This is a genomic window from Clostridiales bacterium, from assembly GCA_017569285.1.
In the GTDB taxonomy this organism is placed as follows: domain Bacteria; phylum Bacillota; class Clostridia; order Christensenellales; family Aristaeellaceae; genus Aristaeella.
In genome coordinates this window covers 231,587-243,974 of the sequence record CP069419.1, presented here as the reverse complement: position 1 = coordinate 243,974, position 12,388 = coordinate 231,587, and the positions used below count along the sequence as shown (strand labels likewise).

The following is a 12,388-nucleotide window of genomic DNA, read 5'->3' as shown; positions in this document are numbered from 1 at the left end:
ACCGGAAAAGCGGATGTATCCGGCAGGTGGCCCAGGACAGTTATTCACTGTAATTGTCGGGAAGGTCATTCTCAAACAGCACAGTATCCCCGGAACGGGCAATATCGTGCATGATCCGTACGGCTTCGTCCAGCGATTCGGCAATCCGGATCTTTTCTTCCGGAAACCCGGATCCGGCCAGGCCTTCGCGAATGGCTGCGCTGCGCTTTTTGCCGACCAGGATTGCAGTATCGCAGCCGGCAGCCATCTTTTCCCCGAATTCACGGTTCATCTCATACTCCAGTTTGCCAAGCTCGACCATGCCCGGAGTAATGATGATGCGCTGCGGCGGGAATTCTTTCAGAACGTGGAAAGCCTGCTCCGCACCCCGGATGTTGCTGTTGAATGCGTCGTCAATAATGGTGATGCCGCCGGAATTGGGAATCAGCTGGAGCCGGTGTTCCACAGGGGTCAGCCGGCTGATCCCGCGGGCAATCTGCTCTCCGGTGAGTCCCAGGCTGACAGCAACAGATGCGCACAGGAGAATATTCCGGATATTCAGTTCACCAAGCAGCGCGGTCCGGCAGGGAATGCGGAAATCGTGCGTGCAAAGGGTAAAGCGGCTCCCCTCGGGTGACACGGTGATATCTTCTGCCCAGACGTCATCTGCCTGGCTGTCCAGGCCGGACAGGCATTTCGGCTTTTCGGTCTTCCGGTACAGTTCCAGGCAGATCCCCTGGTCATCCGGGAAAAAGCACCGCCCGTTGTCCGGCAGGGCATCAATCAGCTCATACTTGGTTTTTGTCACACGTTCCAGTGTTTTGAACGTATCCAGGTGCTGTGGTCCGATGGAAGTCAGAATGCCGATTTCAGGATGGACCAGGCGGCACATCTCCTTAATGTCCCCCACATGCCGCGCACCCATCTCCGCGATGAAAACGCGGTGACCGGGTTCCAGGGAAGAGCGGATTACCCGGGTGACTCCCATCGGGGTGTTGAAGCTGGACGGTGTGACAAGTGTATTGTATTTCTCGCTGAGGATTGTTCCCAGGATAAATTTGACGCTGGTCTTTCCCCAGGAACCGGTAATGCCGATCCGGATCAGATCCTTCCGTTCGCGGAGAATCCGCTGCGCGTCACGGAAATACATCTCGCTGATTGCTTTCTCGATCGGCCAGGCAATCAGGCCGGCCAGCGCGACCCATACCGGGAGGAACAGGGGGAACAGCATCAGCAGGACAGCGGCGGCTTCAGCCGGCGGTGTGCAGAAACGGAAAGCAATCAGGATCCCGGCAAAAACCACAAATGAGACGACATACAGCCGTTTCATCCGCGGGGTGAACCGGAACGGCTTCTTGGCTTTCTGATCCCGGGACAGGCGGTAAAGCAGTACGCCGCAGGCCAGGACAACAACGGAAACACAGACGACCGGAAGCCAGTCGTTGTCTTCCGGAATGACAGCCGCGAAAAGCAGCAGGGAGAGTGCCCAGGCCAGCGCTTCAATCAGGCCTGGCAGGAACGCCTTCAGGGCATTGCGGCGGATTGTCCGGAAATACCCGGGGTGCTGGTAGCTCTCCAGCTGGAAATAATGAAAGAGAATTCTTCCGGCCAGGACACATCCGGCCGAGAGGGACAGGATCAGGATCAGGGACAGGGGGGTCATGCATCAGTCCTCCTTCAGGAATTCGGAAGCAATGGCGCAGAATCTGTCCACCTGTTCCAGATAGGCAAAATGCGTGCCGCCTTCCAGAATGATCAGTGCGCTGTCCGGGATCCGCTTTTCCATTTCACGGCCCATCCAGAGCGGTGTCTCTGTATCCCGGTCGCCCCACAGAAGCAGTGTGCCGGAGCGAAATGATCCGTAAAGATCCGTAAGGTCCTGGCTGACGATCCGTACAAAGGTTTTCCGCATTTCCGCATCGAGGCTGTTATAGTCCTTGCTGCCGTATTTCCGGCGGAGTGCTTCCTCCATATTGCGGGAAATCCCGCGGAGGAACGGAATCCTTCCGGCTGCGGCGGCGATATGCTTCAGCCTGGTGTACTGCGCGGAGCGTTTCCGTGCGGCTTCCGTCTGCTTCGGACGGATGCCCGCAGCCCCGGTCAGGATGATCCGGTTCACCATTTCCGGATGTGTGGAGGCAATCCAGGCGGCAATACGGGCACCGAAGCTGTGCGCGATAATATGGCATGGATAAAACCCGGTTTCCCGGAGGAAACGGAGCAGGCATTCGCTGTATTCAGGAACTCCCCATGGTTCAGGAGGCCGGCTGCTCTCCCCGTGCCCGGGAAAATCGATGATCATGAAACGATGGTTTCCGGTGATCCGGTCGGCAACCGGCTTCATCAGCTGGATGCTGCAGCCCCATCCATGCAGGAGCAGGATACGGCTTCCGCTGTCCCCGGAAGTTTCGTAGTGGATTTTGACGCCGTCAATTTCTTTTATCATAAGTTCCTTCTGTCAGGCTGTGATCTGCCAGATATACCGGCATTTCATGCTGCTGAGATCATATTTCTCCTGCAGATCCCGGGGAACGGATGAAATCCCTTCCAGGAGACAGTTCAGCCGCTCACAGGTCTTTCGGCTTGCTTCGTTATCCGGGTCGCAGGTGATGATAACGGAGGTCTTGCCGCTCATCAGGATTTCATCCCGGATCAGCCTGCAGGCCCGCCATGCATAGTGATGACCCCGGTACGGTGGATCAATATGGTAGCCGATATGGCCGAAATAATAGACACACCGGCTCTCTCCGTCGCGGTAACTGAGCTGGCCGATTTCCTTCCGTCTGTTGTGGACGGCAATTCTCCAGACCCGTTCTTGCCCGAACTGCAGTCCCGAATCAGGCGGTGCGACCTGGAGCGGAATCAGGTCGATAATTCCGTCAGAGTACTCCGCCCTGTTTCTGCGAAAAAACAAGCGTTTACACTTCCTGTACTTTCACCTGCGCAAGCAGTTTTTCAAAATCGGACCGGACAATCAGCTGGGTGCCTTCTGTCATGACGCTTGCGGCTCCTGCGGCAATTCCATAGCGGAAAGCCTTCGCCATGTCGCCGGTCTTTTCATATCCCATCAGCATACCGCCGATCATCGCATCGCCGGCACCGACGGTAGATTTGGCTTCAATCCGGAGTGCGGGGGCAAAAAGTGTTTTCTTTTCGGATACATACATGGCACCCATCTCGCCCATGGAAACAACGGCGTGTTCCACGCCGAGACGGATAAACAGCAGTGCGGCGTCCCGGATCGCACGGATTGTGCGGAGCTCAATGCCGAGCGTTGTTTCCAGTTCCCGCAGATTGGGCTTGATCAGATAAGGCTTTGCCCCTTTGGCAGCAAGTTCAAGCTCTTTGCCTTCGGTATCCAGGATGCACTTTTTCCCGTCCAGGGCGTTCATCAGGTCACGGTATGTCCCTTCCGGGCATCCGGGCGGCAGGCTGCCGGTCATCACAACAATTTCACTGGCGGCTGTTTCCTGACGGGTCAGTTCAAAGAATTCACGGAGAATGGAATCATCCACAGCAGCGCCGGGCTCATTCAGTTCAGTAACGCCCTGTCCGTCCCGGCTGTAGATTTTCATGTTCGTACGGACGCGGCCGGGGACAGTCAGAAAACGGTGCTGAAGTCCTTCACGGTCCATCAGGCCGCAGAGTTCAGAAGAACCGTCAGTCCCCATGATCCCGATGCACTGGACATCGAGGCCGAGCCTTCCGGCAACCACAGCGACATTGATCCCTTTTCCGCCAAGGTCGTCACGCGCATTCCGGATCCGGTTGACACGGCTGATCTGAAGTGTGTCCACCTCGACTGTTCTGTCAAAACAAGGATTCATGCAGATGGTGGTAATCACGCAGGTCCACCCCCTTGTGAAATTCCTGTCAATTATACCATTCAACAGGCCCTATTTCAATATTATCATTGCGCAGGAAGCTTGAAATATGGTATATTGGCGGTAAAGAAAAGCGAAGGGTCGGTTCGTTATATGACAACGGATATCCTGATTATCGGTGCCGGAATTACCGGGACCGCTCTTGCGCGGGAAATCAGCCGGTATGATGTTTCATGTGTGGTAATTGACCGCGCCTGCGATGTGGCGGAAGGCGCGACAAAGGCGAACAGCGGAATCGTACACGCGGGCTATGATGCGGTTCCGGGAACGCTCAAGGCAAAATACAATGTGGCCGGTGCAGCAGCGTATCCCGGGCTCTGCCGGGAACTGGGCGTTCCGTACAAACGCTGCGGTGCGCTGGTGATCGGCTTTGACGAGGCGGATGAGAAAACACTCCGGAACCTCCTGGACCGCGGTATACAAAACGGCGTGGAAGGACTCCGGATTCTGGACAGGAATGCGGCGCTGGAGATGGAACCGAACCTGAATCCGGATATCCGTTCGGCCCTCTATGTGCCGACAAGCGCAATTGTCAGTCCGTATGAAATGGCGTTTGCTCTGGCGGATGATGCGGCGCTGAACGGTGTTGATTTCCGGTTCAGCCAGCCGGTACGGTCCATCGGGAGAACGGAAGACGGCCGCTGGCATGTCCGTACAGATACAGACACCTACGAATGCATGGCAGTGGTCAACTGTGCCGGTGCTTCCGGTGCGGAACTGCACAATATGATTTCGGATATTCAACTGAAAATGATTCATCGCCGGGGCCAGTACTACCTGCTGGACCGGGCGGAACAGCAGCCGTTTGCCATGACGGTGTTCCAGTGCCCTTCCCGGATGGGTAAAGGCGTACTGGTCAGCCCGACGGTACATGGCAATCTGCTGCTCGGACCGACGGCGGAGGATATTGATGATCCGCTGGATACGGCAACCACGGCCGGAGGGCTGGCGGAAATACTGCAGAAAGCCGGGAAAACATGGCCCGGAATCTCCACACGGACGAATATTACGAACTTCAGCGGGATCCGTGCCCATCTGACGACGGATGATTTTATGGTCGGTCCGGTCAGCGGGTGTAAAAACGCGTATGAGGCTGTCGGAATTGAAAGTCCCGGGCTGTCCTCGGCACCTGCAATCGCGGCGGATCTGTGCCGAATGATTGCGGAAGACCTGAAATGGAACAGGAAAGCGGATATTGGGATTCGTCCGGCCTTGAAAAGGGAGAAGGCATTCGCGTCGATGACGGCGGAAGAACGCGCGGAAATGGTTCGGAAAGACCCGCTCTACGGAAATATTGTCTGCAGGTGTGAAACGGTGACGGAAGCGGAGATCCGGCAGGCAGTCCGGAGACCGGTCGGCGCCCGGACGATTGATGGTGTAAAACGCCGGACCCGGGCCGGCATGGGACGTTGTCAGGGTGGTTTCTGTCTGCCCCGGGTTGCTGCGATCATTGCAGAGGAAACAGGCTGTTCTCTGGCGGAAGTGACGAAGGACGGTGGCTGCAGCCGGATTCTCGCGGATCCGCTGGATTCTTTTCTGAAGGGAGGCGGAGACCGTGAGTAACAGACAGGTGGATATTCTGATTATCGGTGCCGGCCCTGCCGGCCTGGCCGCGGCAATTGCTGCCCGGGAAAGCGGGATCAGCTCCATTCTGGTTCTGGAGCGGGAGAATGCGCCCGGCGGCATCCTGCGTCAGTGCATTCACAACGGATTCGGGCTTCACCGGTTTCAGGAAGAGCTGACCGGACCGGAGTATGCGGCCAGGGATATCGCCAGGGTCCGGGAACTGGGAATTCCGGTGGAATGCGGCACCACGGTTCTGTCCGTATCCCCGGATCACGTTGTGACGTGTGTCTCCCCTGCCACCGGGTTTCAGACGATTCACGCGAAAGCGGTGATTCTGGCGATGGGATGCCGCGAAAGGCCGCGCGGTGCACTTTGCACACCCGGCACGCGGTGCGCGGGAATCTATTCGGCCGGTACTGCCCAGCGGTTTGTAAACCTGGAAGGATGGATGCCGGGCCGGCGGGTGGTAATCCTCGGTTCCGGGGACATCGGGCTGATTATGGCGCGCAGGATGACGCTGCAGGGCGCAAAGGTCCTGGCATGTGTGGAAATCATGCCCTACTCTTCCGGGCTGAACCGGAACATTGTTCAGTGCCTGGAAGATTATGGGATTCCCCTGTATCTCAGCCATACGGTAACGGATATTCGCGGCCGCGAACGGCTTGAGGGGGTCACGGTATCCCGGGTGGATGAACGAAGGAATCCGGTTCCCGGAACGGAGATCGATTTTGAATGTGATACGCTTCTCCTTTCGTGCGGCCTGATTCCGGAAAATGAACTGAGCCTCGGAGCCGGCGTATGTCTTTCCGGAGCCACATCCGGCGCGGTGGTGGATGATTCGCTGGAAACTTCGGTTCCGGGTATTTTCGCATGCGGAAATGTTCTGCATGTGCATGACCTGGTGGATCATGTTTCCGCCGAGAGTTTCCGCGCCGGAAAAGCAGCTGCCGCTTTTGTACGTTCCGGAAAACAGGAAGGTGGCCGGATTGAAGTGGCGGACGGTGACGGCGTGCGCGGCACGGTTCCCCAGCTGATCCGCAGGAATACAGATGAAGACGTAAGTCTGATGTTCCGACCCTCTGCAGTATTCAGGAACAGTACAGCGGTTGTGGAATGCGGCGGACAGACGGTATGCTCCCGGAAAGCCCTGGTATTCACCCCCGGCGAAATGGCGACGGTTGTACTGAAGAAGGACCTGATCCGGACGCTGCCCGGGAACCGGATTACGGTCCGGATTGAAAGGAACTGATAAAATGGAACAGAACATTACCTGTATCAACTGCCCGATGGGATGCCGGATGACAGTAAAATTATCCCCGGACGGGAATGTGCTTTCCGTAAGCGGAAATACGTGTCCCCGCGGGGAAAAATATGCAGTTCAGGAATGCACACTGCCGGTCCGTATGATCACTGCGGTGATCCCGGCAGTAGGCTCGCCGGTTCCGCTGTCGGTCAAGACATCCCGTCCGGTTCCGAAGGCGATGATCCGTCAGGTGATGGATATCCTCGGCAATGTTCAGATAACGCTTCCGGTGAGTGCCGGACAGGTGATCGTTCCGGACATTCTTCAGACCGGATCGGATATCATTGCGACGCGGGATCTGCCGTAAAGGGTGTTTTCATGGAAGATTCACCTGAAATTCACTTTCCGCTGCTGATTTGTTCTTGATAAGGCCTGTTTTTTTTGTTATACTCGATTTACTGATTTGAAAGGAGAATTCAAGACATGCTGGACAAACTCTTTGGAATCTGCGCTGCGATTGCGGAAGGAACGACGGAAGCCGCAGCCGCCGGGGAAGCTGCTGCTGAGCTGGAACCCGGCCAGATCGCTCTGCAGTACCTTTTCACCTTTGCACCGATTATCCTGATCTTCGTGATCTTCTGGTTTATGATGATCCGCCCGCAGCGGAAGAAAGACAAACAGGTCAAGGAAATGCTGAACAACCTCAAAGCCGGAGACCGGATCTGTACAATCGGAGGTATTTACGGAACGATTACCGGACTGAAGGATGATCATGTGACCCTGTCAGTCGGCCGTGACAATATGTCCATGGTGGTTGCACGCTGGGCAATCCGCGGTGTGGAAGAAGTCATGGTGGAAAACGACGCGCAGGAACTGAACTGATTGCGTTCCACGGAATTGAAAAAGCAGCCGTTCGGCTGCTTTTTTTGTGCTGTTTTCAGTCTACAATGTCTACCGGTTCCCTGCCGAATGTCTGGTAAAGAGAATCGATGTAGGACTGGTCCGGGTCACCGGTGGAAGAAGGAGTGTTGTTCAGCTCGGCAGTTTCAAAAACACACGGCCTGCCGGCCAGCTCAGTCAGGGCATTGCTGATCCGCGCCTTTTTCTCTTCACCCGAAAGCGCGGTTCGGAAGAAACTGTCCTTTTCTGAATTCGGCTGCCAGCGGAAGACATTGTCCCTGACATCCATGATTTTTCCGTGATTCAGCATGCTCCAGATTCCCGGATCATTCTTCTTGTAGGATTCCATCAGCTGGTTCCATACGGCGGCCAGCCCGGAATCCGGAACAGGGGCAGCAGGAACAGAACCGGAAACGGATGCCGCAGGTACGGGAGCCTTGACGGCGGCGACAGCTGAGCGGGGCTTCTCAGCCGGGCTGGAGGCAGGCATGGAAATACCGGAACGGACCTGCTCAGAAAGCTGTGCGATTTTCTGTTCCAGTTCTGCAATCCGGTCCGTCAGCGCCTGCATATCAGCTTCGGTAGTCCGGATGCAGCATTTGAGGGAAGCGTTTTCCAGCGCAAGGCGCGGTGAGGCGGAGAAACGCATTTCTGTTTCCAGGGACATAAACAGGTCCAGGATTTTCATCAGCCGGGTCATGGTGCAGCCGGATGCCTGTCCGGCGTATTCCCGGGCATCATCCTCGGTAATATCCAGCATGGAGGTGATATCCCCCGGACAGCTTTTTGCCAGGAGCAGGCAGCGGAAATGACGGCTGACTTCACGGGCGAATACAGAAGGATCCCGTCCGTCCCGGATCATTTCATCAATCATCCGGAAAGCATCCGGGGGATTCTCATCAATCAGTGCTTTTCCGAAATCAAAAAGGAAAGACTGATCGCTGGTTCCCAGTATGCTTCGGACCATGGGTTCATCGATATGGTCACCGTATCCCAGACACATATCGAGAATGCTCAGGGCATCCCGCATCCCGCCTTCGGCAGCACGGGCAATCATCATCAGTGCCCCGTCGGAAACAACCGCGCCGCTCTGCTCGGATGCTTCCTTCAGGCGGCCAGTGATTTCAGCAGTGGAAAGACGGCCGAAGTCAAAGCGCTGGCAGCGGCTCAGAATGGTTTCCGGTAACTTCTGCGGTTCGGTGGTTGCCAGGATAAAAACCACATGGGCCGGCGGCTCTTCAAGTGTTTTCAGAAGGGCATTGAATGCGGAGGAAGACAGCATATGGACTTCGTCCACGATATATACTTTGTACCGGCCGAACTGGGGAGGATATTTAACGGTATCGCGCAGGTCGCGCATTTCGTCCACGCCGTTGTTGCTGGCGGCGTCAATTTCAATGATATCAAGGCTTTCCTCGTGATCCATCCGCTGGCAGTTGCTGCACTCACCGCACGGATCGCCGTTGACGGGGTGCTCGCAGTTGATCGCTTTCGCAAGAATTTTGGCAGTGGATGTTTTACCTGTTCCGCGGGAGCCGCAGAACAGGTATGCATGGGCAATGCGATCATGGATTACCTGATTCCGCAGGGTTTCAATAATCGCTTTCTGGCCGACCACATGCGAGAAGTCCTTCGGCCTCCACTGGCGGTATAAAGCACGGTACGGCATGATTCAGTCTCCTCCCTGGCTGAGGTCCAGCAGTTCACGGAACTGTTCCAGCTTTTTTATTCCGATTCCTTTTACGGCAGTCAGGTCTTCCGGGTAGTAGAAATTCCCGTTGTTTTCCCGTTCGGATATGATCAGCTGCGACAGTGTTTCGCCGATTCCGGGAAGTGCCTGCAGCTCTTCCGCACTTCCGGAATTCACGGAAACAGTCCCCGAAGGCAGCGAAAGGACAGGCGGCCACAGATCACGGCCGGATGCAGCATAAACAGAACCGGAATCAGGAACGGGCTGCATGATTCCGGGAATGAAACATAAACAGCCTGCAAAAACAAGCAGCAGGATACACGCGGCTTTCTGAAAACGGTCAGACATCTTTCCGGACCTTCTGCCCCTGTTTGGTGTCTTCAATGATGTACCCGGCTGCGCGGATTGCGTCCCGCAGTTCATCGCTGCGCTTCCAGTCCCTGTTTTTCCGGGCTTCTTCCCGTTCGCTGACCATCCGGACAATTTCATCCGGCAGCGCGTTGTTTTCCTTTGTCAGGAAACCGAGTACACCGCACAGGGCATTCAGGCTCTTCAGTGCGGCTTCCGCGGCATGACGGGAGGATCCTTCCCCGATGGAAACATTTGCATCCTTGACGAGTTCAAATACTGCACCCAGTGCATCGGCTGTGTTCAGATCGTCATCCATAGCAGCGTCAAAACGGTCCTCATAGGATTTAACGCGAACCAGGAAATCATTTTCCGCATCGTTCAGCGGGCGGTCCTCCCCGTTTTCCTTCTGGAAAAGCAGATGGTCACGGGCAGTGTAAAGCCGGTTGAGGCTGGCATTGGCGGCTTCGATCTGGTCGCGGCTGAAATTGATCGGGCTGCGGTAATGCGCGCTCAGCATGAAAAGGCGTACCGCTTCCAGATCGTATTCCTTCGCAATATCGCGGATCGTAAAGAAATTCCCCAGGCTCTTGCTCATCTTCTGATTATCGATGTTGATGAATCCGTTGTGCATCCAGTATTTGACATAAGGCTTTCCGGTAGCACCTTCGCTCTGGGCGATTTCGTTTTCATGATGCGGGAAAAGCAGATCCTTTCCGCCGCAATGGATATCAAAAGTTTCTCCCAGGTATTTCATGCTCATGGCAGAGCATTCAATATGCCATCCCGGACGGCCTTTTCCCCAGGGACTGTCCCAGGCGGGCTCGCCCGGCTTCTGCGCCTTCCAGAGGGCAAAGTCGGCCGGGTTTTCCTTGTCTGTTTCCACGTTCAGGCGCTCGCTGGCGCCCATCTCACGATCCTCGATGTTTTGTCCGGAAAGTTTTCCATATCCGGGAAAAGCGGAAACACGGTAATAGACGTCGCCGGACGGAACAGCGTAAGCATGCCCGTTCTCGATCAGCCGGCTGATCAGGGTGATAATTTCGGAAATATGCTCCGTGGCACGGGGATGGACGGTAGCCGGATGGATGCCGAGCGCCCTGGCATCTGTGTAATATTCACCGATAAACCGGTCAGCCAGTTCTTTGACGGTGATGCCCTCCTCATTGGCGCGGCGGATCATCTTGTCATCGATATCGGTAAAATTCTGAACGAAAGTAACATCATATCCTTCCCGCTCCAACTGGCGGCGGAGCACATCAAAAGTGATGAAAGGACGGGCGTTTCCGATATGGAAATAGTCATAAACGGTCGGACCGCATGCGTAGATACCGACTTTTCCTTCATGGACCGGGATAAATTCTTCTTTCTTTCGGGACATGCTGTTGAATATATTCATTTTTGTTTACTCCTTTTTTGATGAATGAGAATTCGGACGGCAGCCAGGATCCAGACCGCTGCTGCGGCAAGCAATACATATCGGATCGGGGCTGCCAAGTCGGGAAACATCGTACCGGAGGGGCCGGAACCGGACACGTTTCCGGAAACGGGTGCGGACACTTCATCCAGGATGCTGCCGTCCGGGCCCAGAACGGTCAGGACGAGCGCAATATCTGAAACATGAATGTTTTCCGGGATAAGCCAGCTTCCGGAAAAACGGATCTCGCTGCCGGCCTGCAGGGAAACCGTGTATTCATCCTTCTGGTTTCGGATGGAGAGCTTCTTTCCGTTCACTTCCGAGAAAACGATGGTGCCGGGATCGGAAAGAACAGGATCCGTCCGGATGGAAAGCTTCATCGTGGCGCTGTCCGACGAAACGGTTCCATCCGCGGAAATACAGCCTTCAAACAATGCGGATTCCCCGGGAATCCAGGAGCTGCCTGCCGGGTTTATTTCACAAGTAATACCGGCTGCGCAGGCACATGAAATCAGGAAAAGCAGCAGAGGGAGCAGCAATATGAAACATCGCGCGCAACATCGCTCTTTCATACGGGTTCACCTCCGTTCAAAATCTTACTGGATTATATCAAAATAAGGGCTGGATTTCAATGGAAAAGCCTCTTCCGAAGAAGAGGCGTTTTTACGTGGAACTCAGCCGGCATGCTGATGCCGGTGTGCAGCAGATGGCTTATTCATCCCGGTGATCGTTTTTTCCAAGCAGTTCATCCGTCATATCATTCAGCTGCTTTCCGAAAGTATCAGAAAACTTTTTCAGCTGTTCCCCCATCTCATCCAGCGACGCATTGACCTTATCAGCGAGCTGGTCGACCGGCGGTATCTGTTCAAACAGTGAATTGATCGCAGAACTCAGCGGTTCATTCACCTTTTCAGGTTTCTCTGTTTCCGGAATTTCGATCACGGGAATATTGGAATGATTTTCTTCAGCAGGGATGGAAACAGGCTCTTCCGGTTCGGGAGAGTCAACCGATTCCACGGGTTCTGCCGGCTCTGCTTCTTCTTCGGGCACTTCCGGCTCCTGCGGCTCTTTCTCCGCGGCCGGGCTGCCGTTGCTGTCATGCTGATCAAGCTGAAGCAGTTCACGCAGCGCTTCGGTCATGGTGTCCGGGAATTCTTCGCCGTTCAGCCAGGCGATATATACCTGCTCCCCCAGCGCTTCATAGAGCTCTTTTTTCCGGGCACCGGTATTCAGTTCATTCACCTTCTGGCGGGTTGATGTCGCGATATTGCTCGCGGTATTGCCGATGGCTTCCATTCCTTTTGAAACCAGTTCTCTGAGGTTCAGTCCGAAATCACTCATGGGTTTCTCCTTTCCGGGAT

General features: G+C 55.3%; 13 protein-coding genes. 4 read left to right on the top strand and 9 right to left on the bottom strand.

Annotated features, from left to right (window positions below):
* Nucleotides 1-40: 40 nt before the first annotated feature.
* Genes JNO48_01170 through JNO48_01155 form a run of 4 tightly spaced genes read right to left on the bottom strand, consistent with a single transcriptional unit; the run spans nt 41 to nt 3,824 of the window.
* Complete coding sequence (locus tag JNO48_01170; GenBank protein QTE68555.1) at nt 41-1,642, bottom strand: UDP-N-acetylmuramoyl-tripeptide--D-alanyl-D-alanine ligase; 1,602 nt, start codon at nt 1,640-1,642, stop codon at nt 41-43.
* A 3-nt stretch (nt 1,643-1,645) separates the two neighbouring features.
* Nucleotides 1,646-2,425, bottom strand: a complete 780-nt coding sequence (locus tag JNO48_01165) for an alpha/beta hydrolase (GenBank protein QTE68554.1) — start codon at nt 2,423-2,425, stop codon at nt 1,646-1,648.
* 12 nt (nt 2,426-2,437) lie between these two features.
* Entirely contained in the window at nt 2,438-2,893 is a 456-nt protein-coding gene (locus JNO48_01160; GenBank protein QTE68553.1) for a GNAT family N-acetyltransferase, read from the bottom strand.
* Nucleotides 2,894-2,897: 4 nt separating this feature from the next.
* Nucleotides 2,898-3,824: a 1-phosphofructokinase family hexose kinase gene (locus JNO48_01155; protein QTE68552.1), complete on the bottom strand. Its 927-nt coding sequence runs from the start codon at nt 3,822-3,824 to the stop codon at nt 2,898-2,900.
* A 132-nt stretch (nt 3,825-3,956) separates the two neighbouring features.
* On the opposite strand from JNO48_01155, the gene JNO48_01150 reads away from it, so the two are divergent.
* From JNO48_01150 to yajC, 4 genes are all read left to right on the top strand, one after another.
* The gene (locus tag JNO48_01150) at nt 3,957-5,426 is read left to right on the top strand and encodes an NAD(P)/FAD-dependent oxidoreductase (GenBank protein QTE68551.1); all 1,470 of its coding nucleotides are present in this window, start codon (nt 3,957-3,959) and stop codon (nt 5,424-5,426) included.
* Nucleotides 5,419-6,678 (top strand): FAD-dependent oxidoreductase, encoded by a 1,260-nt coding sequence (locus JNO48_01145; GenBank protein ID QTE68550.1) that lies wholly within the window; start codon nt 5,419-5,421, stop codon nt 6,676-6,678. Before JNO48_01150 ends, JNO48_01145 begins: the two co-directional genes overlap by 8 nt.
* Before the next feature lie 4 nt (nt 6,679-6,682).
* On the top strand, nt 6,683-7,039 hold the full coding sequence (locus JNO48_01140) for a DUF1667 domain-containing protein (GenBank protein ID QTE68549.1): 357 nt from the start codon (nt 6,683-6,685) through the stop codon (nt 7,037-7,039).
* Between the two features lie 116 nt (nt 7,040-7,155).
* Nucleotides 7,156-7,554 carry a preprotein translocase subunit YajC gene (gene yajC / locus JNO48_01135; protein ID QTE68548.1) on the top strand — a complete coding sequence of 133 codons (399 nt, stop codon included), beginning with the start codon at nt 7,156-7,158 and terminating at the stop codon, nt 7,552-7,554.
* 55 nt (nt 7,555-7,609) lie between these two features.
* On the opposite strand, the gene dnaX is transcribed toward yajC, so the two are convergent.
* From dnaX to JNO48_01110, 5 genes are all read right to left on the bottom strand, one after another.
* The gene (gene dnaX, locus JNO48_01130) at nt 7,610-9,241 is read right to left on the bottom strand and encodes a DNA polymerase III subunit gamma/tau (GenBank protein ID QTE68547.1); all 1,632 of its coding nucleotides are present in this window, start codon (nt 9,239-9,241) and stop codon (nt 7,610-7,612) included.
* 3 nt (nt 9,242-9,244) lie between these two features.
* Nucleotides 9,245-9,439, bottom strand: a complete 195-nt coding sequence (locus JNO48_01125; protein ID QTE68546.1) for a helix-hairpin-helix domain-containing protein — start codon at nt 9,437-9,439, stop codon at nt 9,245-9,247.
* A gap of 163 nt (nt 9,440-9,602) precedes the next feature.
* On the bottom strand, nt 9,603-11,009 hold the full coding sequence (gene cysS / locus JNO48_01120; protein ID QTE68545.1) for a cysteine--tRNA ligase: 1,407 nt from the start codon (nt 11,007-11,009) through the stop codon (nt 9,603-9,605).
* Nucleotides 11,006-11,599 carry a hypothetical protein gene (locus JNO48_01115; protein QTE68544.1) on the bottom strand — a complete coding sequence of 198 codons (594 nt, stop codon included), beginning with the start codon at nt 11,597-11,599 and terminating at the stop codon, nt 11,006-11,008. Before JNO48_01115 ends, cysS begins: the two co-directional genes overlap by 4 nt.
* Nucleotides 11,600-11,738: 139 nt before the next feature.
* Nucleotides 11,739-12,368 (bottom strand): hypothetical protein, encoded by a 630-nt coding sequence (locus tag JNO48_01110; protein ID QTE68543.1) that lies wholly within the window; start codon nt 12,366-12,368, stop codon nt 11,739-11,741.
* Between the last annotated feature and the right edge of the window lie 20 nt (nt 12,369-12,388).

Bases quoted from the DNA above. Each gene is read 5' to 3' on its own strand.
- JNO48_01170 (QTE68555.1), bottom strand. From the start codon at position 1,642: ATGACCCCCCTGTCCCTGATCCTGATCCTGTCCCTCTCGGCCGGATGT.
- JNO48_01165 (QTE68554.1), bottom strand. From the start codon at position 2,425: ATGATAAAAGAAATTGACGGCGTCAAAATCCACTACGAAACTTCCGGG.
- JNO48_01150 (QTE68551.1), top strand. From the start codon at position 3,957: ATGACAACGGATATCCTGATTATCGGTGCCGGAATTACCGGGACCGCT.
- JNO48_01140 (QTE68549.1), top strand. From the start codon at position 6,683: ATGGAACAGAACATTACCTGTATCAACTGCCCGATGGGATGCCGGATG.
- yajC (QTE68548.1), top strand. From the start codon at position 7,156: ATGCTGGACAAACTCTTTGGAATCTGCGCTGCGATTGCGGAAGGAACG.
- dnaX (QTE68547.1), bottom strand. From the start codon at position 9,241: ATGCCGTACCGTGCTTTATACCGCCAGTGGAGGCCGAAGGACTTCTCG.
- cysS (QTE68545.1), bottom strand. From the start codon at position 11,009: ATGAATATATTCAACAGCATGTCCCGAAAGAAAGAAGAATTTATCCCG.
- JNO48_01115 (QTE68544.1), bottom strand. From the start codon at position 11,599: ATGAAAGAGCGATGTTGCGCGCGATGTTTCATATTGCTGCTCCCTCTG.
- JNO48_01110 (QTE68543.1), bottom strand. From the start codon at position 12,368: ATGAGTGATTTCGGACTGAACCTCAGAGAACTGGTTTCAAAAGGAATG.